A 23,656-nucleotide genomic window follows, 5' to 3' on the forward strand; every position below is an offset into this window, starting at 1 on the left:
TTAAATTGATGTTTATCAGATTATTTCAATAATTGCTTTGTGGATGCAAAGGTAATCAATTCATATTTTCTTGACATGACCCAGCATCATAAAAAAGTATAATTTTCAATTTTAGAAACAATTAACTATCTATCAATAGCTTACCATTTCGCATTTAATTCCTCAATAAAGTTTAGCAACTCGCCAGTGCCTTCCTTATTTTTTGAAGAGGTATAAAAAACAGGGGGCAACTCTTCCCAATATTCCAAAAGTTGAGCTTTGTACTTTTCCATATTGGTATTGTATTCTGTTTTATTGAGTTTATCGGTTTTCGTAAACACGATAGCAATAGGAACACCATTGTCTACCATAGAATTCATAAACACCAAGTCAATTTCCTGCATCGGAATACGTGAATCAACCAGAACAAACAGGCACATCAGGTTTTTGCGGCTCGAAATATAGTCGGTTATAAGCGGCCCAAAAGTAGCACGGATCGTTTTAGATACTTTGGCGTAACCAAAACCAGGTAAATCTACAAGAAACCACTTGCCGTCAATATCAAAATGATTGATTAATTGGGTTTTACCTGGCGTAGATGATGTTTTAGCCAAGGATTTTCGATTACATAGCGAATTAATTAGCGACGACTTTCCAACGTTTGAACGTCCGATGAATGCGTATTCAGGCCGGTCTTCTTTGGGACATTGGTTAGCCTTTGCGCTACTTTTATGAAACTGAGCGGAAAGAATTTGCATGATATCTACAGATTTGCAGCAAAGGTAGGTGCAATTTAGCCAAAATAAAAACGCACAATTTGTTTCTATAATGCAAATAATTAACAAAAATCATGAAAATAATATTTGTTGTTATTTTTTTAACTTTTTGTTATTTTTATCTCAACCTTCTGTAATTTGTTAATAATCAAAATTCAGCCAGCAGTATTTCTTTCAAATAGTAGCATTTCTTGGTAATAAAACTTATAATTTTGCAGCATAGAAGTTATTGTGGATTTTATCGATTAAGAAATGAGAGTACTTAAATTCGGAGGAACATCAGTTGGCACGGCAGAGCGCATTAAAGAAGTAGCTAATCTGATACATGATAATCAGCAAAAAATAGTAGTGTTATCGGCCATGGCAGGCACCACTAATAGCCTGGTTGAAATCACCACCCAGCTGTATGAAAAAAACCATGATGGTGCCAATGAGATAATCACCAGCCTCGAAGCAAAGTATGAAAAAGAGGTCGATGAGTTATTTAGCAGCGAGGACTATAAAACCAGAGGCCATGAGTTAATAAAATCCCATTTCGAATTTATTAGATCATTTACCATTGATATGTTCACCGTCTTTGAGGAAAAAGCTATTTTAGCGCAAGGCGAACTCATATCAACAGCTCTGTTTCACTTCTACTTACAAGAGCAGGGCAAACAATCGGCCTTACTGCCTGCCCTTGATTTTATGCGCATTGATAAAAACAATGAGCCAGACAGTGAGCACATTCAAACTCATCTGAAAAGGTGCATCGAAGAGCAGGGAGACCATGCAACCTACATCACGCAAGGCTATATCTGTCGAAATGCATTTGGCGAAATAGATAACCTGCAACGAGGTGGCAGCGACTATTCGGCCTCACTAATTGGTGCAGCCATTGGCGCCGATGAAATCCAGATATGGACCGATATTGATGGCATGCATAACAACGATCCACGCTATGTCGAAAACACCCAAAGCTTGTCGGAATTATCTTTCGATGAGGCAGCCGAGTTGGCTTATTTTGGGGCTAAAATATTGCACCCAACCAGCGTACTTCCTGCCAAGCTGGCCAACATCCCCGTGCGTTTATTAAACACCATGGAACCAAAAGCCGCAGGCACGCTTATCTCTTCGAAACAACACAAGGAGCGAATGGCTGCTGTGGCTGCAAAAGATGGCATTACAGCCATTAAAATTAAGTCGGGCCGAATGCTATTAGCCTATGGTTTCTTGCGTAAGGTATTCGAGATATTTGAAAGCTATAAAACGCCAATTGATATGATTACAACCTCCGAAGTGGGAGTTTCGGTCACCATCGACGATAATTCACATCTTGATGAAATTGTGAATGATCTAAAAAAATACGGAACAGTCGAGGTGGATCATGATCAGGTGATTGTTTGCGTTGTAGGAGACTTAGTTGCTGATAACAAAGGCTATGCAAATACTATTTTTGATGCTGTAAAGGACATTCCTATCCGAATGATATCTTATGGTGGAAGCAATTACAACTTATCGTTGCTTATAAGCGCCAACGACAAAAAGAAAGCTTTAAATCTATTAAGTGATAAACTATTTAACTAGGGAACAGATGAATTTTAACTTTCCTGTTGATGCATTGAATCAAATTCAGACTCCATTTTATTATTATGACATGGAGCTGTTGAATGCAACATTAGAAAGCATACAACGTGAAGCCGGGCAGTATGGATTTAAAGTGCATTATGCCGTAAAGGCCAACGCCAACGATCGCATTTTACAAACAATCTGCCAGGCAGGTTTGGGGGCTGATTGCGTTAGTGGCAATGAGGTGAAAAAAGCCCTTGAAACAGGCTTTGAACCAAGTGGGGTTGTTTTTGCCGGCGTTGGAAAAGCTGATTGGGAAATCAATTTGGGATTAGATAATGACATTGCATGTTTTAACGTTGAATCGATCCCTGAATTGGAAATCATTGACGAACTGGCCGGGTTAAAAGGCAAGGTTGCCAAAGTAGCACTGCGCATTAACCCCAACGTAAATGCCAATACACACCACTATATAACTACCGGTTTAGAGGAAAATAAGTTCGGCATTAATCAATGGGACTTAGAAAATGTCATTGACGTATTGGCCCGCCTCAAGAATGTCGAGCTCGAAGGAATACACTTTCACATTGGCTCTCAAATTACCGACCTCTTATCGTTTAAAGAACTCTGCATCCGGGTAAACGAGCTTCAAAAGTGGTTTATCAGTCACCATATTTGCCCCAAAGTGGTTAATGTTGGTGGTGGCCTAGGTATTGATTACGAGCAGCCTGACGCCAACTCAATCCCTGACTTTAAGAGCTTTTTTAAACTATTTGACGAACTCATTGAATTACAGCCAAATCAGGAGTTACATTTCGAACTAGGACGTTCCGTCGTTGCACAGTGTGGAGCCTTACTTACAAAAGTATTGTACGTTAAAAACGGCGTGAATACCAAGTTTGCGATAGTAGATGCCGGAATGAGCGATTTAATTCGTCCGGCCTTGTACCAGGCCTATCATAAAATTGAGAACCTGAGCTCAACAAAGAGTGAGGAAAAATATGATGTTGTGGGTCCCATATGTGAATCGAGTGATTGCTTTGGAAAATCGGTTGATTTACCAGAGACTGGCAGGGGCGATTTAATTGCTATCCGCTCAACAGGTGCCTATGGTGAAATAATGGCCAACCGTTATAATTTGCGCGAATTGCCAAAAGCCTACTACTCAGATAATCTTTAAGCCATATAAATGAATTGAGGAAGGATTGAATGTCAATCCTTCCTCAACACTAGTATTTATTGACTATCTAAAAATAGCGACGCCCTCTGCTCCTTCTGAATCGGCCCAGCCTCTAAACATGCCGGAAGCATTCATCTCCAGAACGATATTACCATATTTATCCACAGCAATTACTCCACCATTACCAGCAGTATTGCTCAACTTTCCGTTGATAACCGTCTGTGCGGCCTCTTCCAATGACAAGCGCTTATATTCAATAAGTGCTGAGATATCGTGGGCAACAGTGTAACGAATAAAATACTCACCATGACCAGTGGCCGATACAGCACAGGTTTGATTATTGGCATAGGTTCCCGCACCAATCACCGGCACATCTCCAACACGACCGTAGCGCTTGTTATTCATACCACCTGTTGATGTGGCTGCCGCCAGATTGCCCGATTGATCAAGTGCCACACACCCCACTGTCCCGTTCTTTCCAGCCTTTTGCAGGGCTCGCTGCAACAGTTGCCAGCGCTTTTCAGTAAAAAAATAGGAGCTGTCAACCATTTCAACACCTTGCTGTGCTGCAAAAAGTGAAGCACCTTTGCCTATCAGTAATACATGCGGCGATTGCTCCATTACTTGCCTGGCTGCGCTAACCGGGTTACGAATATCACCAACGCCAGCAACGGCACCCGCATTGAGGTTATGCCCATCCATAATTGCAGCATCCAGCTCATTACGCCCATTGTTTGTAAACACCGACCCCTTGCCAGCATTAAAAAGAGGATTATCTTCCAACTCCTTCACCACCAACTCCACCACATCAACAGCGGATTGACCAGCCGCCAAAGCCTGTTTCCCCAACTGAAGAGCTGCATTTAAACCATCTTGATAGCGTTGCACATCGGCGGCACTAAATTTTGTACTGTCCATGTTTCCGGCTCCACCATGCAAGGCAATTGCCCAATCCTTTTGAACGGGCTTAGGCGATTGGCAAGCCAAACATCCCATTACAACAATAAAAAGAAATAGAAATTTCATTGAATTAGTTTTATAATTAGCAGAACAACATCCTCAATTACGTATGATGACATCAGTGCTTCATACAGTTTTGCCTTAAAAGCACCCTCTCTCAACCCTAAATCCTGGATGCATTTTATGTTTAGGATAAAAGTAATAAAATGAGTGAACTATTTAATGGAGTGGATGCCCCGCTTCATTAACGATTATTTCCATTTTATCCTAAAGCCACCTATTTGCCCTAAAATTGAACTATATTTGTAATACACCAAGTATATACACTTTGCACATGACATTAATACAGTTTCTTAACCTCATCCTTATTAACCTGGTTGTTTTAATGGCTCTTAGCTATTATTGGAGTTTCTATACCCATAAACTCTTTAAACCATTTACATGGCTGGATGCACAAAAGAATAAACAACTTAGCAAGGCAGTTAGTAAACAGGAAAGGGGCTTTAAGGACAAAATACGCTATTACGCTCTTTGGCTGCAACTGAAACGCATCAGTGATAAAAATATAGAGGGAGCCATTGCTGAATTAGGTGTTTACAAAGGCGAAACAGCCAAACTCATTCATCACATGTTGCCCGAAAAAGATTTATACCTGTTTGACAGCTTCAGCGGCTTGCCCAAACAGGTTATTAAAGAAGATTGCGATGGCACGGTTCGTCCTCAAACAGTGAAGTTTGACAACACAACACCCGAAGAAGTTATTAAATACATCAATGGCAATAACAGCAAGCTCCACATTAAAGAAGGAGTATTTCCTGAAACCACTGAAGGTATTAGCGAGCCACTGTTTTCATTGGTTCATATTGATGCCGACCTGTATCAATCAACAATAGATGCGCTTCACTATTTCTACCCGAAATTAAATAAAGGAGGTGCAATCATCATCCACGATTACAACCACAATTGGGAAGGAGTAAAAAAGGCCGTTGATGAATTTGAACACACAATACCAGAAGGATTTGTGGAGTTGCCTGATATGTATGGCTCGGTAGTAATGATTAAAAACACTTAGATTGGAAGTTATGAACAGAGTTATTCTATGCATCAGTATTAGCCTGCTTTGTTTGTATCATCAGAAAACTAATGCTCAAACCAAGGCCGAACGCCCTAAGATTGGCCTCGTTTTAAGCGGAGGAGGCGCAAAAGGCCTGGCCCATATCGGCGCTATAAAAGTGTTGGAAGAAGCCGGTATTCGCCCCGATTATATTACCGGTACCAGTATGGGAAGCATCATAGGAGGCTTGTATGCCTCGGGCTACACAGCTGCCGAGATGGATTCCATTGTTAAAAACATCGATTGGGCAGTCGTTTTAAGCGATCAAGTGCCGCTGAAAGACGTGGTTCCTGAAGAAAAAGCCGATTACAACCGCTTTCAGCTGGAGTTTGACATGTCCAGAGAAGGCCTTAGTCTGCCGGCGGGCATGGTGCGCGGACAACGCATCTCCGAAATGCTCTCGGAGCTCACCTGGCATGTGGCCTGTTGTGAAACATTTGATGAACTGCCCATTCCATTCAGGTGTGTGGCGGTTGATCTAATTGAAGGTAAACCCTATGTGTTTAAAGATGGTAACCTGGCACAAGCCATGCGCGCCAGTATGGCAATTCCATCGGTATTTACACCTGTTGAAAAAGACAGCATGTACCTGGTAGATGGAGGTGTTCTCGATAATTTCCCGGTGCTGTTATGCCGAGAAATGGGGGCCGATATCATTATTGGTGTCAACGTGGGCTCAAGCAATAAACCTCATAAAGATGAACTAAAAGGGATTTCAGACATTCTAATGACCTCTGCCATGATTGGTAGCAACATCGTTTTGGAGGAATCGTTGAAAGCCACTGATTACCTCATCACGCCAGAACTTTCCCCTTACACATCCGCGAGCTTTTTTGATGGAAAGTTTATAGTTGAAAGAGGGGAGCAAGCGGCTCGTAAACAGTTTGCTGAATTGAAAAAACTGGCCGACTCCATTGCTACGCAGAATACAACGATTGCTCACAGGCCAAAAGCATTCACGCCCCAAAACATTATAGTGAGTAATATCGTAATTAACAACCGCAAACACGTTTCACAAAACTACTTCTATTCCAAACTCGGTATACATGTTGGCGACACCGTTAGTGTTCAGGAAATTAACAATGGCGTAAGAAGGCTTATTGGAACCCGCTTTTACAACCGCATCACCTACAACCTGAAGCATGATGCCTCGAAATACAGGCTTATTTTTGATACCGAGGAGGCCAATCTGGCTCAGGCCAAATTCTCTATCCACTATGATAATGAATTAAAAGCTGGCATTATCTCCAACCTCACATTCAGAAACCTGTTGTTCAAAAACAGCCGCCTGTCACTAACCACCGATATTTCAGAAAAACCACGGGTACACGCCGAAATGATTGCTTATCTGGGGGAACAGCAGTCAACAGGCTTTGTTAGCGATGGCTATTTTGAGCGGACGACACTCCCGATCTATCAGGCTAATCTGAAAACAACTGGCACCCTTAACTACTATAAAAAACAAGCTGGTGCCGGCCTGTTTCTATCCTACAAGTCAAGAACCATGGTCACGGCTAAACTTACCTGGGAAGAAATAAAAGTGAGTCAGGCCTCAGGCCTGTCTGAAATATTTGATCAGGGAGTGAGGCGGTTTGGAAACGGTTTTGTGTATGGCACAATGATTATCGACCGCAACACCCTTAACAAGCGCTTCTTTGCGAATAAAGGGCAGCATCTGCACATGGCCGGTAAACTCAACTTTAATGCCTATGAGCTGTACAAGGGACAAACAGATGCCAAAACCTTGATAAACCCATTTCTTAACGTGCCGGAAAAACATTATCTGGCTGGCTCATTGCGCTATACCCGCTGCTTTAATACCTCCAAGAATGCTTTTATAGAAGCCGGCATATCGATGGCTGCTTTTTCAGCCGATGCCCCATTTTTTGACATGCACTACATTGGTGGCACAGCCTATAATATCAGTACTGGAGATGCAGCCTTTGTAGGCCTTAACTACAGAGAGAGAATAGCAGAAAACTATGGACTGGCGAGCATTAAGTTCAACTTTAACCTCTCTAAAGTATTCTATGCCCATGCGGTTGTGAATGGTATTTATGCTCCCAATTTTGGCAACGGCGCATTTGCCGGGCAACCCTATTTTCTTAGCCCCAAGGAGCATATTCTGGGCTTTGGGGGCGGTATCGCCATCAATAGTTTTTTGGGCCCCATTACCTTTGGACTTGGCACTAATCTCAACGACTGGAAAGCAAGAGCGTACATTAGTATTGGCTTCCCATTTATGTAACGCGTCCCCTTTAGAGGCAGAAGGACTGGCACGCAACTGTATAAATGACCCTTCAAACTCTAAAATCTGTTTAAACTAATGGGGAGAGGACTCACAAATAGATTCTTATAAACGCATGGAAAAGCAGCACCAAAGCACAGGCTGGTTTTGAAGGTACAAAACTATGCTTGCAAAAAATAAACCTTTTGGACATTTTAATTGTCAATAAAGGAAACTTTTAACCATGAATCTGGAAATCAAAAATCAAACATTCATTGTGTGTGGGGCAACAAGCGGCTTTGGACAAGCCACCGCCACTGCCCTGATGAATGATGGCGCAAGGGTAATAGGGATTGCTCGTAAACAGGAAGGTCTTGACAAAATGAGCCACCAAAACAAGCGCAAGTTCATCGCTGTTAAAGGCGATATTACCACCCCTGAAACCATTAACAAAACTGCCGCACTGGCCTCTGAATACAAGATTAGTGGCATCCTGATCAACGCAGGTGGACCGCCTGCCAAACTTTTTGAAGAAACCCGCTTGTCGGATTGGGACGATGCCTACAGAAACCTGCTGAGATGGAAGGTGGAATTAACTCAAAAGCTAATGCCCCATTTTAAGAGCCAAAACTACGGTCGAATCTTATACCTTGAAAGCTCGTCGGTCAAACAACCATACGAAAATTTGGTACTGAGCACATCACTGCGCCTGGCAGTTGTTGGTATGATGAAAACTGTTGCTCAAGAAATTGGGGGTTGCAATATTAACCTCAACCTGATTGCCCCGGGCTCCCATAACACACCCGCCATCAATCGGTTAATAGAAAAGAAAAGCCAAACAAGTGGAGCCGATTTCGAAAGTACAAAAACAGCCTTTATTGATGCGATACCAGCTAAAAAGTTGGGCAATCCCTACTATTTGGGTAATCTGGCGGCCTGGCTGCTTTCGCCCATGGCCGAATTTGTAACGGGCCAGGTATATACTTTGGATGGCGGCGCTGTTAAATCGACTTTGTAGCTCTCTGCACCAACGAAACAGGTTACAATAATGGGCTGAACAGGCGAGCAAATGATTCTTTGGCCTTTTGCCACCTTGGACGTTGGTGCCACTCTTCAGCATCTATCAATACGGAGTTTTCGAGGTCTTCCATGAAATAGCCCCTCACTTCAATGGCTTTTTGCTCGTCGTAGATAAAGGCATTGACCTCAAAATTCTGTTCAAAACTCCGGAAATCCATATTGGTTGTTCCAATGGAGCACAGTTCATCGTCAATCACCATCATTTTGCTATGTAAAAAACCAGGCTGGTAAAAATAGAACTTCACCCCGGCGGCCAGCATTTCCTTTATGTAGGACTTCGTGCATAAAGCTGTAAAATAGGCATCGCTCTTTTCAGGGATAATAATCCTGACATCCACCCCACCCATGGCCGATGCTTTTAATGCCATCAGGATGCTTTCGCCCGGCATAAAATAGGGCGTGGTGATGTAGACATATTTTTGAGCCGACGCAATGGCCTGGTAGTACCCCATCATAATACTGGCCCAGTCTGAATCGGGGCCACTGCTGACAATCTGCACCAGCTTATCTCCTTCGGGTTTCTTATGCGGGAAATATTTAGGATCGGCAATATCTTGCTGGCTCACAAAGTACCAATCAATAAAAAACACAAACTGCAAGGCATTAACAGCGTCACCGGTAATACGCAAATGCATGTCGCGCCAAATACCATAGGCCGGGTCGCCTTTTATATAGCGATCGGCAACATTGAGCCCCCCCACAAAACCAATCTCCCCATCAACCACAACAATTTTGCGGTGGTTACGATAATTGACCTTAGAGGTTAGAGACGGAAACCGAACCGTGAGAAAACTATAGACTTCAATCCCACATTTCTTCATCTGTGTAAAAAAAGAGCGCTTCAGCTCCCAGCTACCCACATCATCAACAATCATGCGCACTTGAACTCCCTGACTAGCCTTTTCTTTTAAAATACTCAGGATACGATTCCCAATTTCATCCTCATCGAAAATATAATACTGTAAGTGAATGCTGTGCCGGGCAGCTTTCAGCGCCTCAATGATGGCGCTAAAGGTAGCTTCACCGTTATTCAGGATATCCACCTGGTTGCCCAGTGTTAATATGGATGAAGAGTTATTAAGAAACAGCTGTATCAGCTTTTTATGCCTATCCAGGCAGGGTAAATCATCCATTTCGCCATCAGCCAGCTTATGACTTTGTGAATACGCCATTTCACTTACAAGATCATGATTTTTCAGCCCTTTACGACGGATAATTTTTTCCTTCCGCAAATTTTGACCGAAGAAAACAAAGAAAACAACGCCCAAAACAGGGACAAACAAGAGCACCAATATCCAGGGAATCGTTTTCAGCGGACTTCTGTTTTCGAGCATTACTAAAAACACGATCATCAACATAGCCAGCACATAAGCTGCTTTAACTATGTTAATCACAAAGGGAGGTATACTTTCGATAAAATCCATAGGCCAAGGTTAGATTATGTCGAAGTGAAATTTACAAATTATTACGATACACCAAGAGCTCGCTGGAGCCAAATTTTTCCTGATTACTGATTTTTGCATTCAAAGGCGGAGCTTTAACGCCCGATTTGAAAAAGACATGCCCAATATACCGATAAGCCTCGTCCCATAAACTAGTTTCAATAAAGGTACTGAGCGTAGTGCTGCCCCCCTCCACAATCAACGACTGAATATTCCTCTGCCACAAATCCTTTAAAATTTGATCAATAAAATCGCCCTCGTTAGAAAGCTTAACATACTCCAGGTTAGGAGTCCGACTATCTCGCAGTAAATTATAAACAACAGTAGGGCTTTCGCCATCTAACAGCTGTTTGGAGCCATCTAACTGACAGCGTTTATCAATTACACAACGCAAGGGTTGCTCACCTGCCCAATCGCGCAAGGTTAATGAGGGATTATCTTTAAGAGCTGTATGTGTTCCTATCAGGATGGCTTGCTCTGAAGCCCTCTGCTTATGAACAGCGCGCCGGGCCCACTCATTGGTTATCCAGGTTGGACGCCCCAATTGTTCATCCGTCCGATCAATGTCGATAAAGCCGTCCAGGGTTTCGGCCCATTTCAGAATGATGTACGGCCGTTGTTTATTATGAAAGGTGAAAAAGCGCCGGTTTAATTCCAGACTTTCGTCCTCAAGCACCCCTACCTTTACTTCAACACCGGCACGTCGCATCATTTCAACGCCTTTGCCGGCCACTTCAGAAAAAGAATCAATACACCCAATAACAACGGAAGGAATTTCATTATCGATAATGAGTTTGGAACACGGCGGCGTTTTGCCATAGTGAGCGCATGGTTCCAGGTTCACATACAGGGTAGAATGCCTGAGCAGCGATTTGTCTTTAACAGAGTTTACCGCATTAACTTCCGCATGTGGCTCTCCTGCCTTACGATGATACCCTTCGCCTATGATTTTTCCGTTATACACAATCACGCTTCCCACCATCGGATTAGGATAGGTATTTCCCTCCGCCATTTTTGCCAACTGCAAACAGCGCTGCATGTATTTTTCCTCTTGTGACAGTTGATTCATCTGAGTTTAGTAATTTTGCCGTTCAAGATACAAAAAATGAGTGGGACAACGATTCAACAATTTTCGGCCAGGCTGCTGTCTGAGCTAAAGGGCAGCTATCCGGACTATGAGATAAAACAGTTTGGCAAACTTTTGCTACAACATGTGCTCGACATCGATAATACACAGTTACTATTGATGAACAATGAGTTTCTAAAGCCGGAACAGCTAAAAAAATTAGAATCTTTTATCGACCTGCTGAAGACACACACGCCCATTCAGTACATCATTGGCAACACCGAATTTTACGGTTTAAGGCTGGAGGTCAATTCGTCTGTTCTTATCCCACGGCCTGAAACTGAAGAGCTCGTAGATTGGATTCTGAAAGAAGAGGGAGCACCCAAAAGCCTTTTGGATATTGGTACAGGCAGTGGCTGCATTGCCCTGTCGCTAAAAGCCCATTTACCCACTTGCGACGTGACAGCCTGGGATATTTCGCCTGAGGCGCTCCAAACAGCAGGGCAGAATGCCAAAAACCACTGCCTCCCAGTTACTTTTGAACAAATAGATGTGCTCAATTACAGCCCTGTAAATGCAGCATTTGATTGTATTGTAAGCAACCCTCCCTACGTGCGCGAACAGGAAAAAACAATGATGGCCAGCAACGTGCTCGACCATGAGCCAGCAAGGGCTCTTTTCGTTTCTGATAGCGACCCGCTAATTTTCTACCGAACAATTGCTCAACTCGCCTTAACCATTTTAAACCCCGGTGGCTCTTTATACTTTGAAATTAATGAATACCTGGCCGATGAAATGAAAGATCTGCTATCAAATTTAGGCTACTCCAATATTGAGTGCCGACAGGATATCAATGGAAAAGAAAGAATGATGAGAGCCCGCCTGTAGCAGTAAAGATGAGTGTTGCCGCCATGTTTAAAAGGACTATCTGTTGCAAGGTATTCAACCACAAAACTGGCAGGCTTACTATTCTCCTTCATGATCTGGTAAAGCAAGCTCATTGGCTGCCATTTGCCTCACATCTTCAAAAAAAACTTTAAACTCATCATTAAAAGCCAAATAGTGCTTGTCCATCTGCTGCATTGCCCAATCGGTCTCCTCTGGCAAAGAAGAGTAGTTGGCCATAATTTGCAGGCTCCTTCTTATGCCTTCTTTAGTGGCATATCCTTCCAGACGACGGCTTTTGACCATAAACGGCAAAAAACGCTTAACGGCTCCTGGCAATGTAAAGTAATTACGTAATAATACTCTATGCACACTGGTCACATATTTACCCAAGGGTAACGTACTGTATTGTGACCAATTGACTCCCAGAAAATGATCGTAAAAAACATCGGTAATGATGCCGGCATAGCGTCCATATCGTTCACTGAGCCGCTGTGAGCTCTTTTTAACAACAGGGTGTGTATCTGTGAAGTAATCAATTTGCCGGTGAAGCAAGATACCTTTCTTGATAAGCGGCGGGTACTTTTCATAATCGCGTCCCTTAACGTGGTCGCCAATAAAGTTTCCGATTTGAACATGAGGTTCATCGCCTGAGAGGTATAAATGTGCCAGAAAATTCATGAGACAAACATATAAAAATACATCAATAGTAACACAATTTCAACATCAACGCTGTGTTGCTTAACATGTTTAGCTCACTAGCCATTTAATTTTCCTTCCGGTACATTTATAGTATCTCACATACTGAGACCTAAACACCATTATTTTTCACTAACCAAAGCAACAGAAATATGCAAAAAGCTATTATTATCGGTGCCGCCGGAAGAGATTTTCACAATTTCAACACCTTTTTCAGAAATAACCGTGACTACCACGTGGTGGCTTTTACAGCTGCTCAAATACCAGATATTGACGGCCGTAAATACCCGGCAGAATTGGCGGGGAACCTTTACCCAGAAGGCATTCCTATTTTTGGCGAAGATGATTTGGAAAAGCTCATCCTTGAAAAGGAAGCTGATGTATGTATTTTTTCATACAGCGATGTTCCTTATAGCCGCGTTATGAACCTTTCTGCAAGGGTTAATGCGGCCGGCGCTTCGTTTATGCTGTTGGGCCCCAACGATACCCAGATAAAAAGCACTAAACCGGTAATTGCTGTATGCGCCACCCGCACAGGCTGTGGAAAAAGCCAGACGTCACGCAAAGTGATTGAGCTGTTAATGAAGCAAGGACTTAAGGTGGTGGCCATTCGACACCCCATGCCATATGGCGATTTGGTGAAGCAAAAAGTACAGCGCTTTGCCACTGTCGAAGACCTTGCCTACCATAAATGCACAATCGAAGAAATGGAAGAATACGAACCGCATGTGGTACGTGGCAACGTTATTTATGCCGGCGTTGATTATCAGGCTATTTTAGAAGCTGCTGAAAACGATCCGGACGGATGCGATGTTATCCTTTGGGATGGAGGTAATAATGACTTTTCATTTTACAAGCCCGATCTATTAATTACTGTAGTTGATCCACACCGTGTTAACCACGAACTGAATTACTACCCTGGCGAAGTAAACCTGCGCATGGCTGACATTATTGTTATCAACAAGATGGACAGCGCAGCTCCCGAAGACATCAACCAATTGCGAGCTAACATCGATTTGGTCAATCCGGCTGCCACGGTTATTGATGGGGCTTCACCCATTCGGGTGGATGACAGAAAGGTGATTAAAGGGAAACGTGTGTTGGTAATTGAAGATGGTCCCACCCTTACCCATGGCGAAATGAAAATTGGTGCAGGCACCGTAGCTGCCAAAAAATTTGGTGCTGCAGAAATCGTAGACCCGCGCGAATATGCCGTTGGCAAACTGGCAGAAACATACCGCATTTATCCGAATATTGGAATGTTGCTCCCAGCCATGGGATATGGCGATGAGCAAGTTAAGGATTTACAAGCCACTATTGACAATGTTCCGTGCGATGCCGTTATTATTGGTACACCTATCGACCTGAATCGAATCGTAAAAATTACCAAACCAAATACCAGAGTTTATTACGACCTTCAGGAAATAGGTCAACCAACATTATGCGACACTCTAAAAGAGTTCGTAGTCAGTCAAAACCTTCAAATGAGTAGGGTTTAGCATCTGGATTTATCTGGGGCGGTGGTACAAAAAGGTACTACCGCCCTTTTTTTCTGCTTATCAACAATCGTTTCATGTCGATGAACCCTTGAAAAGACTGGACTCTGCTTCCTCACAAAAACAAAGGAACGAGAGCGTTTTAGCCGACCACCTCCTTAAATCCCAATGCCAGTAACTTTTCTTTCACATGCGGACGGCCATTGATTAACTCCACCTGATAGGCCTGAAACTCCCGACGCACCGGATAAGCACCGCGCAACACTTCAAACTGCGCCAAGTTAGTTCTCAGATCAGCATCATCTTTTAAAAGGGCGTAGGTATGCAAAATGGCCTCAGCAATAACCGCCTCATCGGCTTTTCCCGTGCAATCGATAGTCACATTAGGTACAGCGGGCTGTGGAATATTATGTGGCTCCCAATTATCAATTCCCAAGTTAAAAAAGCGGCTGATGGCCTGCACACTCATTTGGGTGCCTTTAGCTTTTCCATCCTGCGAATAGCCAGCGATATGAGGTGTTGCTATCCATACTGTTTCGAGCAGCTCATGATCTATATGCGGCTCATTCTCCCATACATCCAACACTGCATCTCCTATTCTCCCCTCTTTAAGCGCAACTTTCAGGGCGCTTCCATCCACTACTTCTCCGCGTGATGAGTTAATAACTACGGCGTCCGGTTTCATGCATAAAAGCAGTTCGGCATTGCATAAATGGTAGGTGGCATCCTTTGAGTCACGGGTCAATGGCGTGTGAAAGGTTACAACATCAACTTTCCCAATCACCTCCTCAAGCGCATAAAATGTTTTATCCTTCTCAAGGCGCGCACGTGGCGGATCGACTTCATAAACTTTCATACCCAACACCTTTGCCATCGCGCTAACTTTCCGTCCCACATTACCTACACCAACCACAGCAATAGATTTACCAGCTAAATTCCACTTTTTATCGCGAACCAACAATGCCAGTACGGCAGCAATATATTGTTTCACCGACTCGGAATTACACCCCGGTGCGTTGGTCCATTTAATAGCATGCTTATCGCACCAGGCAGTATCAATATGATCAAACCCAATGGTAGCAGAAGTAATCAGTTTAACGCGCGTCCCTGCTAAACTGGCCGAATTACATTTTGTACGGGTTCGGGTTATGAGGGCATCGGCATCTATCAACACCTCATTAGTAATCTCTGCCCCAGGCAGGTATTCAACCTTTGCAAAAGGCTCGAGCACTCCCTTTAGAAATGGAATTTTATTATCTGCTACAATTTTCAGCATCACTTTAGTCTATGTTCTTTATGCAAAAATAACAATAAGCTTCTATTCTAAACGAATAACTTACCCCAATACAAAACAGTTAACAACAGCATAATTATTAGCTAATCAGACAAAAGCAACAAAAGTCATATGCATTAAAATTTATAAGGTTCGGAAAAATATGTATTTTTGCGCCAAGTTTACAGACAGTTCTACTGTTGAGTATTTACCATGTAAATTACCAAGTTTAGTAGCCACATTTAACAGGCTGCCCAACAAGTTCCATGCAGCAACCATGCCTGTATGAAATCTTAAAATTATAAAAACGTAATGGATAAGAACATTTCAAAGCTAGCAGCCGACAACATTCGGATTTTATCAGCCGCAATGGTTGAGAAGGCAAAATCAGGCCACCCCGGCGGAGCAATGGGTGGGGCGGATTTTATGCATGTATTGTTATCGGAGTATTTGAATTATGACCCGGCCGATCGCACCTGGTTTAACCGCGACCGTTTCTTCCTCGATCCGGGACACATGTCACCAATGCTATATGCCGGATTGGCATTGACAGGCACATACAGCATGGAAGATCTTGCTAATTTCCGTCAATGGGGAAGCGCAACACCTGGTCACCCAGAGGTGGACTTTGCCAGAGGAGTTGAAAATACATCAGGCCCACTGGGTCAAGGCCATGTGATGGCTGTTGGCGCCGCTATTGCCGAACGCTTCTTAGCTGCCCGCTTTGGCGAATGGATGAGCCACAATATTTATACCTTCATTTCTGATGGTGGTATTCAGGAGGAAATTTCGCAGGGTGCAGGCCGTATTGCCGGACACCTGGGACTTGGTAATCTTGTAATGTTCTATGATTCAAACGACATACAGCTATCAACGGTTACTGATGATGTAACGATTGAAGACACAGCAAAAAAATACGAAGCCTGGGGATGGGCAACCATGACTATTGATGGTAATGACCATGACCAGATTCGTAAAGCACTGGATGCAGCTAGCGCAGAAACCGAAAAACCATTCCTGATTATTGGTAAAACCATTATGGGTAAAGGTGCAGTTACAGCTAGTGGTGAATCTTTTGAAAAACAGGTTTCAACCCATGGTCAGCCACTAAGTGCAGCAGGAGCTTCATTTGACGATACCTTGAAAAACCTGGGAGCTGATACTGAAAACCCATTCCAAATTTTTGCAGAAGTTGAAAAACTGTACGCTGAAGTCAATAGTAAGAAAGCTGCATACGTGGCTAATAAAAAGGCAGAGCAGGCAGAATGGGAAAAAGCAAATCCGGAGTTGGCAGCCAAACTGGCACAATTCATCTCAGGTGAAACCAACATTGATTATGCTGCTATAGAGCAAAAAGCAGGCGCTGCCACCCGTGGTGCTTCATCAACAGTGCTGGGCGTATTTGCCGAGCAGGTTGAAAACATGATCGTCATGTCGGCCGACCTGGCTAACTCAGATAAAACAGATGGTTTCCTGAAGAAAACAACCGTCTTCAAAAAAGGTGATTTCTCAGGAGCTTTCCTTCAGATTGGTGTAGCGGAACTAACCATGGGTGCCATTGCCAATGGTATGGCACTGCACGGTGGTGTTATACCTGTGTGCGGTACATTCTTTGTATTCTCTGATTACATGAAGCCAACCGCTCGTATGGCTGCCTTAATGCAGTTGCCAGTTAAATATGTTTGGACACACGATGCCTTCCGCGTAGGAGAAGACGGACCAACTCACCAGCCAATCGAACAGGAAGCTCAGATTCGCTTATTGGAGAAACTGAAGAACCATGACGGAAACAACGGGATGCTGGTTCTTCGTCCGGCTGATGTGAACGAAACAACAGTGGCCTGGAAAATGGCGATGGAGAACACAAAAACACCAACGGCCCTGATCCTTTCTCGTCAGAATATTCCTAACCTGCCTGAAAGTGATTACAACAAAGCTCAGCAGGCCGAAAAAGGAGCCTACATTGTTGAGAAAGATGCCGATACTCCAGACGTAGTGCTGCTGGCTTCTGGTTCTGAAGTTGGTACTTTGGTGGAAGGCGCGAAATTGTTGCGTGAGCAAAAAGGCTTAAAAGTGAATGTTGTTTCTGTGATTTCAGAAGGCTTATTCCGTAATCAGGATAAAGCCTATCAGGCTGAAGTATTGCCAGCTGATGCTCCACGCTTTGGAATGACAGCAGGATTACCTGTTACCCTGGAAGGTTTAGTTGGTCTTAACGGAACAGTATGGGGTCTTGATCACTTTGGTTACTCAGCTCCTTACACGGTGCTGGATGAAAAATTTGGTTTCACCGGCGAAAACGTGTTTAAACAAGTAACTGAAATGCTTGGCTAATAAAGCAACCAAGAAATAATACCAAAAAAGGGCGATGGTTACGTTTAACACATCGCCCTTTTTTTCAGGTTAATAATTCATCATTCTCATTTATGTTGTAAAAAGCAGAGCAGCTCGTAACATCAGTCTGTCAAAAGCTTGATTAACCTGATTAACCAATTTATTTGTATTAGTAAGTAAAGGAAATGGCCGAATATGCGAATAGGAAAAATTAAAATCCCACTCTTCAACGCACGTTCCTTTTAAGGTATTCTTTACTTTATCGGCAACAGCCACTTTATCGTTTTTCAACACCACCGTCACAACTCTATCTTTCAATGTGGTGACATAGCCTTCTCCGCGCTTTCGCAAATTTTTCATCGACAGCATGTCTACAAACGACTGGCCCAAAGGCGAGTGTTCGATAATCTGTTGAATTTCACTCTGATTGAACTGTTCTTTACTAACATAGAACTCGCGCAATGTTTCAAACGCAGTGCTATCCATTATGTACTTTGACGCTCCTTGCCATCCGTCAAAAACACTACCCCCACAAAAAATAAACAACTTACTGTTTGCCAGTATATCGTTACCGTGTGCCAAAAACATTATCTGGGACAGAAACGACCCGATGGAATAGGCAAAAAAATCAATTTGTGCATCTGCATGCACTAAATTATGCTGCCCACTCCGGATATATGCAACCAAATCCAGCAAATCATTGGCGGCCTGATAGCCCGACAAAAAAAAGCGTTCGGGATGATTAGTTAAACGATCACTTAAAGCCACATTGGCAACACTCAGTTCATGAACATTCGGCAGGTTATGTTGACGCTCCTTTACGAATGACCGCATCTTTCGAGGATCACACCAGTCTTTGGGTGACCGATTCATGTGATACGCAATCGGAAATAAAATCACAGTTTTACCGGTATAATTGGCCAACTGATAGCCCCAAGGCAAATATTTATCCCAGGTTCGCTCATTCAGTCCATGCAGCAAAATAATACAACCATCAGAAGTCGTTCCCTTATTGGGGTGAAATACCGGATAGGTAAAGTCCCTATTCTCACTATCAACGCCCAATTCAATATCGAACGGCGATGAGGCCTGTGGCAAATAAGAGACTGATGACGCAGAGTGAAACTCGTATGTATGAAAACCCAAAGCACCATCACCGGAAGAGTGTGTGGCTGCTTCCGGTGAAAATTGTGCTTTCAGAGTTTGATATAGAAAAAAATAATTCATGGAGTTTCGTTAATTGCTGTTATGTCAGATGCGAACTTTGCATCTTCGATTACAAACCAAGGCAAGAATCGAAAATTTTCCAATTTAATGTGATTTTCACCGCTATCGCGGGCTTAATGTGCCTATTTAGGGGTGAAATTTTATATAGTGGGGTGAAATTTTGATCGCTTTTTAATTAAAAAATGCCAAATACATAGCATTTTTGTAGATGTTCAAAGTTTTTAACGCATCTTTAAGACCATGGATTTAAGTCAAAATATACCCGCTTATCTAGTCAAGAAGAAAAATATTGTTCGACTTATTCTTTTCACTGCGGCTTTTGCTTTGGTTTTTATTAACATCTATGCCCCTTTTGGCGTCACTACCTGGTTTAACATTTCTAAACTAGAACTGCTGTTCTATTCCAGCCTGGTTATCCTAACAGGTGTTTTAGTGGTGGTGATCAGCCGCATTATCATGTACCAATCGACCAAAAAAGGAAAAACTATTTCGATAGGACGCTATTTGCTATGGATTGCCATGGAGATTATTAGTATGTCGCTCTTTTATACGCTCTATGAGGTACTCATACTTCACGACCCCAGAGCGGTTGATGAGGTGATAAAAATTTCCATTCAGAATACAGCGCTTGTCCTGCTAATCCCCTATACAGTTACATGGCTTTACTTTGCCTGGATAGATAACAAAGAAAAGCTGGAAGCCATAGAGGAAGGCACTTTTGAGAAGGTAGAACCTAAAGGAATGATCGCGTTTAAGGATGAAAAGGGAATTATGCGCATCACTATTAAGGTGGAAGACTTATTATACCTTCAGGGAGCTGATAATTACGTCACCATCTACTATTCAAATCATCAAAAACAAGAGAAGTTTTTACTACGAAACACCTTAAAACGCCTCGAATCGACTCTCAAACCTTTTGAAATTATTCGCTGCCACCGCTCATTTATGGTCAACTTTCAGAAAGTAAAAATTATTGAGCGCTCAAAAGAAGGCTTACGAATTAAACTTAATACACAACCACTTATAGAAGTTCCGGTTTCAAAAACGTATACCGAAGTTGTGTTTCAGCTGTTTGGTCAAAGCCATTAAAGACCATTAAGTCCGATATTTATTGCAACAATGTTGCAATATTGATGCTATTCTTGTATTTTTGCAGCTACAAACACATGGTTAATAACAGTATTACAAATAGTTATACATGACAAAAGCACTATTAGTCAGCATTCTGGCACTTGCTCTGTTCTCTGCATGCCAAACACCCACTAAAACAGATGATAAGCCCGTAATTTCGGTAAGTATTGCCCCCCAGAAATACTTTATTGAACAGCTCTTACACGACTCTGTGGAAGTCAATATCATGATTCCGTCAGGAGCCGATCACTCAAGCTATGCCCCTTCGGCTGCACAGATAAAAAAACTATCTGCCTCAGTGGCCTACATAAAGATGGGGCATTTGGGCTTTGAAAGTGGGTGGGCAGACAAGCTATCGGCCGCCAACCCAGCCATGAAATGGTATGATCTTTCTGCTGGTATGGACATGATACAAGGAGAGCATCACCACCACCATCACGAGCCAGGCCATATATGCTCGGCAGGCACCGACCCGCACACTTGGACCTCACCCAAACAGGTGAAAATTATTATGAAGAATTTAAGAGGCTACCTTACAGAGCTATTCCCTCAATACAAAGGCCTTATAGGGTTGAATTACGAGCAGTTTTTAAGCGAACTGGACGAAATGGATGAGCGATTAACTGGTTTACAAACTGAAAAAGGACAGTTGGCATTTATGATATTTCATCCGGCCTATACTTATTTAGCGCGCGACTACGGTTTTGAGCAGTTAACAATAGAGTTTGATGGCAAATCACCTTCGCCATCACGCTTAAAATCAACCATCGAACTAGCACGAACCAAACACATCCAAACCATTTACATCCAGCAGGAGTTTGATCAAACCAATGCTAAAGTAATAGCAGATGAGGTTGGTGCGGCAACAGTTCAGGTAAATCCACTTTCGCATGAATGGAAGAAGGAGATGGAACGCTTTATCAGCCACCTGGAAAAACACTAAACAAAAGCAATGGAGCCACTCATAGAGCTAAAAAATATTCAGGCCGCCTACGACAAAAATGTCGTTTTAAAGGAGGTTAACCTGACCATCCATCCTAATGATTTCATTGGGATTATCGGCCCTAACGGAGGTGGTAAAACAACTTTGCTAAAGGTAATTCTGAACCTGATTACTCCTCAATCGGGCAGTGTCATCAAATCAGAGAAAGTGAATATTGGCTATCTGCCCCAGGTCAATACCATTGATAAGCAGTTTCCCATTACCATAAAGGATGTAATTTTATCGGGGAGATTTGCCAAGGATAAATGGTGGCAGCGCACCAACAGGGAGCAGCTAAAAAAAGTAGATGAACTATTGACATTTATTGGGATGGACAATGCTCATCATGTTCCGATTGGAGAGTTGTCGGGCGGACAAATGCAACGCGTGTTTCTGTGCCGTGCGCTGTTCAGTCAACCCAATGTGCTGGTATTGGATGAGCCAAATACCTACGTGGACAAAACATTTGAAGCTAATTTATATAACTTACTGGGTGAGTTAAATAGCAAAATGGCCATTTTACTGGTCTCACACGATGTTGGCACCATTTCCTCGATGGTAAAAACCATTGCCTGCGTGAATGGCGGTTTGCACTATCACCCATCCAATAAAATCACAAACGAAATTCTCAAATCGTACAACTGCCCCATTGAACTCGTCAGCCATGGTCACGTTCCACACCGGGTACTAAAACATCACGATCATGAATGAGATAATTGAACTCTTCAGCTTTGCCTTTTTCAGAAATGCCATGTTGGCGGCCTTATTATCGTCAATTATTGCAGGCATTGTGGGGAGTTATATCGTTGCCCGGCGCAATGTTTTTATCAGTAGTGGTATTACACATGCTTCATTTGGTGGCATGGGCATAGCTTACTATTTTGGCTGGCCTCCTTTTTTAGGCGCTGGTATTTTTGCTGTGCTCTCGGCTTTAGGAATTGAGTGGAGTAGTAATAAAGGCGGTCTGAGAGAGGATAGCTCAATTGCGATACTCTGGTCACTGGGCATGGCCATTGGCATCTTGTTTGTTTTTCTAACACCCGGCTATACCCCCAATCTTATGGGTTTCCTATTTGGTGATATCCTAACGGTAAAAGTCAGTGATCTGTTCTGGCTCGCAGGAACAGCAGCGTGTTGTATTTTGCTAATTACCCTATTCTATCAGGCTGTTGTAGCAGTGGCATTCGACATTGACTATGCTAAAGTAACAGGTTTGCCTGTTCAAACCATTAAATACATCAGTGCAGCCATGGTAGCCATTGCCATTGTACTCTCCATTAAAGTGATGGGTATAATTCTGGTACTGTCATTATTCACCATACCTGCCGCGGCCGCCAACCTGTTTGCCAAAAATTTAAATAAGGTTATGGTAGGAGCAGTACTAATCAGTGTTATCGGAAGCCTGTCGGGTCTGCTAATTGCTTATTTTTTAGACTTACCCTCTGGCGCTACCATTATTTTCACATTAACAATTCTATTTGTTATTCTGAAGCTCGTGCAGTTTTTCAAATAGTGAGTGGAATCTGCTCCTCTTGCTCCGATAACCATACATCATATTGATAAAGAACTTTTTTAACATCATGTATGCTTAATGGGCCAACCTTCCTGAGAAAGAATGCGGAGACGCCATATTGGCATAAGATGGAATTCAGGCTTTGGTGCTGCTCATCCACCTGAAGCTTTGTAAAACCCAATTGTTCATTATATAGATAGTACTCATCATATAAAATAATTTTGGCGACCGGCCGCTCTTCATCAAGCTGCTTGCGGTACTTACAAAGCATCAAACTTCCATTGTAAACCACATTCATAAAATACGCCTTTTTGCGCTCACTTTTAACGATACTTTTACGGTCGATTACCTGAGTTATGTAGAAATAGTCCTCACCACGGTACTTAAATCCATAGCCTCTTATTTGCTCAGGATTGTATATCACTTTGCCGGTATCTGTACTTTTAAACCTGACATAACGATTAAGGTATGACCAATCGAAACCCTTAACATACCAGGCTCCTGTATAAAACTCGGCTTTCGGCAGCTGAATCTTTCCATAAATAATTTCGTTTTGATTAGTCTCAATATAAGCCTCTACCCATTTAGCTGAAATAGATACAGATACAAACAAGAAAATACAGGTAATAATCGCCTTCATTCGCAATAGATTTAATGAACTAAAAATAGTATATCCATATTGATTAGCACGTATATAATAACTTTTTTCAATAACACCTTGATATTTTTCAAAAAAATTCTATT

General features: G+C 42.7%; 20 protein-coding genes. 12 read left to right on the plus strand and 8 right to left on the minus strand.

Translation table 11 applies throughout. The annotated features are described in order from the left end of the window. Nucleotides 1–140: 140 nt before the first annotated feature. On the minus strand, nucleotides 141–737 hold the full coding sequence (yihA, locus tag ACSX1H_RS01715) for a ribosome biogenesis GTP-binding protein YihA/YsxC (RefSeq protein ID WP_439181811.1): 597 nt from the start codon (nucleotides 735–737) through the stop codon (nucleotides 141–143). Nucleotides 738–1,007: 270 nt separating this feature from the next. On the opposite strand from yihA, the gene ACSX1H_RS01720 reads away from it, so the two are divergent. Beyond that, the gene (locus ACSX1H_RS01720) at nucleotides 1,008–2,321 is read left to right on the plus strand and encodes an aspartate kinase (protein ID WP_439181812.1); all 1,314 of its coding nucleotides are present in this window, start codon (nucleotides 1,008–1,010) and stop codon (nucleotides 2,319–2,321) included. Nucleotides 2,322–2,328: 7 nt separating this feature from the next. Next, nucleotides 2,329–3,483, plus strand: coding sequence for a diaminopimelate decarboxylase (gene lysA, locus ACSX1H_RS01725; RefSeq protein ID WP_439181813.1), 1,155 nt, complete (start codon nucleotides 2,329–2,331; stop codon nucleotides 3,481–3,483). A gap of 63 nt (nucleotides 3,484–3,546) precedes the next feature. Here lysA and ACSX1H_RS01730 read toward each other — a convergent pair whose 3' ends face one another. After that, the gene (locus ACSX1H_RS01730) at nucleotides 3,547–4,509 is read right to left on the minus strand and encodes an isoaspartyl peptidase/L-asparaginase family protein (RefSeq protein WP_439181815.1); all 963 of its coding nucleotides are present in this window, start codon (nucleotides 4,507–4,509) and stop codon (nucleotides 3,547–3,549) included. A 268-nt stretch (nucleotides 4,510–4,777) separates the two neighbouring features. On the opposite strand from ACSX1H_RS01730, the gene ACSX1H_RS01735 reads away from it, so the two are divergent. From ACSX1H_RS01735 to ACSX1H_RS01745, 3 genes are all read left to right on the plus strand, one after another. Beyond that, entirely contained in the window at nucleotides 4,778–5,515 is a 738-nt protein-coding gene (locus ACSX1H_RS01735; RefSeq protein ID WP_439181816.1) for a TylF/MycF/NovP-related O-methyltransferase, read from the plus strand. Between the two features lie 10 nt (nucleotides 5,516–5,525). Then, nucleotides 5,526–7,805 carry a patatin-like phospholipase family protein gene (locus tag ACSX1H_RS01740; protein ID WP_439181817.1) on the plus strand — a complete coding sequence of 760 codons (2,280 nt, stop codon included), beginning with the start codon at nucleotides 5,526–5,528 and terminating at the stop codon, nucleotides 7,803–7,805. A 223-nt stretch (nucleotides 7,806–8,028) separates the two neighbouring features. Next, a complete protein-coding gene (locus ACSX1H_RS01745) occupies nucleotides 8,029–8,802 on the plus strand; it encodes an SDR family oxidoreductase (RefSeq protein ID WP_439181818.1) in 774 nt (257 codons plus the stop codon). Between the two features lie 22 nt (nucleotides 8,803–8,824). On the opposite strand, the gene cls is transcribed toward ACSX1H_RS01745, so the two are convergent. Further along, entirely contained in the window at nucleotides 8,825–10,288 is a 1,464-nt protein-coding gene (gene cls / locus ACSX1H_RS01750) for a cardiolipin synthase (protein WP_439181819.1), read from the minus strand. 31 nt (nucleotides 10,289–10,319) lie between these two features. Further along, on the minus strand, nucleotides 10,320–11,375 hold the full coding sequence (ribD, locus tag ACSX1H_RS01755; RefSeq protein WP_439181820.1) for a bifunctional diaminohydroxyphosphoribosylaminopyrimidine deaminase/5-amino-6-(5-phosphoribosylamino)uracil reductase RibD: 1,056 nt from the start codon (nucleotides 11,373–11,375) through the stop codon (nucleotides 10,320–10,322). A gap of 36 nt (nucleotides 11,376–11,411) precedes the next feature. Here ribD and prmC point away from each other — a divergent pair, with 36 nt between their 5' ends. Further along, nucleotides 11,412–12,260: a peptide chain release factor N(5)-glutamine methyltransferase gene (prmC, locus tag ACSX1H_RS01760; protein ID WP_439181821.1), complete on the plus strand. Its 849-nt coding sequence runs from the start codon at nucleotides 11,412–11,414 to the stop codon at nucleotides 12,258–12,260. A gap of 78 nt (nucleotides 12,261–12,338) precedes the next feature. Here prmC and ACSX1H_RS01765 read toward each other — a convergent pair whose 3' ends face one another. Next, a complete protein-coding gene (locus ACSX1H_RS01765; protein WP_439181822.1) occupies nucleotides 12,339–12,938 on the minus strand; it encodes an acyl carrier protein phosphodiesterase in 600 nt (199 codons plus the stop codon). A gap of 170 nt (nucleotides 12,939–13,108) precedes the next feature. Between ACSX1H_RS01765 and ACSX1H_RS01770 the strand changes: the two genes are divergently transcribed. Next, nucleotides 13,109–14,455, plus strand: coding sequence for a cyclic 2,3-diphosphoglycerate synthase (locus tag ACSX1H_RS01770; protein WP_439181823.1), 1,347 nt, complete (start codon nucleotides 13,109–13,111; stop codon nucleotides 14,453–14,455). Nucleotides 14,456–14,594: 139 nt separating this feature from the next. Here the strand turns inward: ACSX1H_RS01770 and ACSX1H_RS01775 are convergent, their stop codons facing one another. Beyond that, complete coding sequence (locus tag ACSX1H_RS01775) at nucleotides 14,595–15,728, minus strand: 4-phosphoerythronate dehydrogenase (protein ID WP_439181825.1); 1,134 nt, start codon at nucleotides 15,726–15,728, stop codon at nucleotides 14,595–14,597. A 309-nt stretch (nucleotides 15,729–16,037) separates the two neighbouring features. On the opposite strand from ACSX1H_RS01775, the gene ACSX1H_RS01780 reads away from it, so the two are divergent. Further along, the gene (locus tag ACSX1H_RS01780; RefSeq protein WP_439181826.1) at nucleotides 16,038–18,059 is read left to right on the plus strand and encodes a transketolase family protein; all 2,022 of its coding nucleotides are present in this window, start codon (nucleotides 16,038–16,040) and stop codon (nucleotides 18,057–18,059) included. A 90-nt stretch (nucleotides 18,060–18,149) separates the two neighbouring features. Here the strand turns inward: ACSX1H_RS01780 and ACSX1H_RS01785 are convergent, their stop codons facing one another. Continuing rightward, nucleotides 18,150–19,286, minus strand: coding sequence for a DUF6051 family protein (locus tag ACSX1H_RS01785; protein ID WP_439181827.1), 1,137 nt, complete (start codon nucleotides 19,284–19,286; stop codon nucleotides 18,150–18,152). Nucleotides 19,287–19,526: 240 nt separating this feature from the next. Between ACSX1H_RS01785 and ACSX1H_RS01790 the strand changes: the two genes are divergently transcribed. The 4 genes from ACSX1H_RS01790 to ACSX1H_RS01805 all read left to right on the plus strand — a co-directional run bounded on the left by ACSX1H_RS01790 (nucleotide 19,527) and on the right by ACSX1H_RS01805 (nucleotide 22,912). Then, the gene (locus ACSX1H_RS01790) at nucleotides 19,527–20,375 is read left to right on the plus strand and encodes a LytR/AlgR family response regulator transcription factor (protein WP_439181829.1); all 849 of its coding nucleotides are present in this window, start codon (nucleotides 19,527–19,529) and stop codon (nucleotides 20,373–20,375) included. Nucleotides 20,376–20,484: 109 nt separating this feature from the next. Beyond that, nucleotides 20,485–21,360: a metal ABC transporter solute-binding protein, Zn/Mn family gene (locus ACSX1H_RS01795; protein WP_439181830.1), complete on the plus strand. Its 876-nt coding sequence runs from the start codon at nucleotides 20,485–20,487 to the stop codon at nucleotides 21,358–21,360. Between the two features lie 9 nt (nucleotides 21,361–21,369). Beyond that, nucleotides 21,370–22,110 (plus strand): metal ABC transporter ATP-binding protein, encoded by a 741-nt coding sequence (locus ACSX1H_RS01800; protein ID WP_439181831.1) that lies wholly within the window; start codon nucleotides 21,370–21,372, stop codon nucleotides 22,108–22,110. Beyond that, nucleotides 22,103–22,912 carry a metal ABC transporter permease gene (locus ACSX1H_RS01805; protein ID WP_439181832.1) on the plus strand — a complete coding sequence of 270 codons (810 nt, stop codon included), beginning with the start codon at nucleotides 22,103–22,105 and terminating at the stop codon, nucleotides 22,910–22,912. The genes ACSX1H_RS01800 and ACSX1H_RS01805 overlap by 8 nt, the downstream gene beginning before the upstream one ends. Here the strand turns inward: ACSX1H_RS01805 and ACSX1H_RS01810 are convergent. Next, a complete protein-coding gene (locus ACSX1H_RS01810) occupies nucleotides 22,905–23,552 on the minus strand; it encodes a hypothetical protein (RefSeq protein WP_439181833.1) in 648 nt (215 codons plus the stop codon). The two genes, ACSX1H_RS01805 and ACSX1H_RS01810, sit on opposite strands and share 8 nt — an antisense overlap. Between the last annotated feature and the right edge of the window lie 104 nt (nucleotides 23,553–23,656).

The sequence above is a fragment of the Carboxylicivirga taeanensis genome, assembly GCF_051851475.1.
GTDB lineage: Bacteria > Bacteroidota > Bacteroidia > Bacteroidales > Marinilabiliaceae > Carboxylicivirga > Carboxylicivirga taeanensis.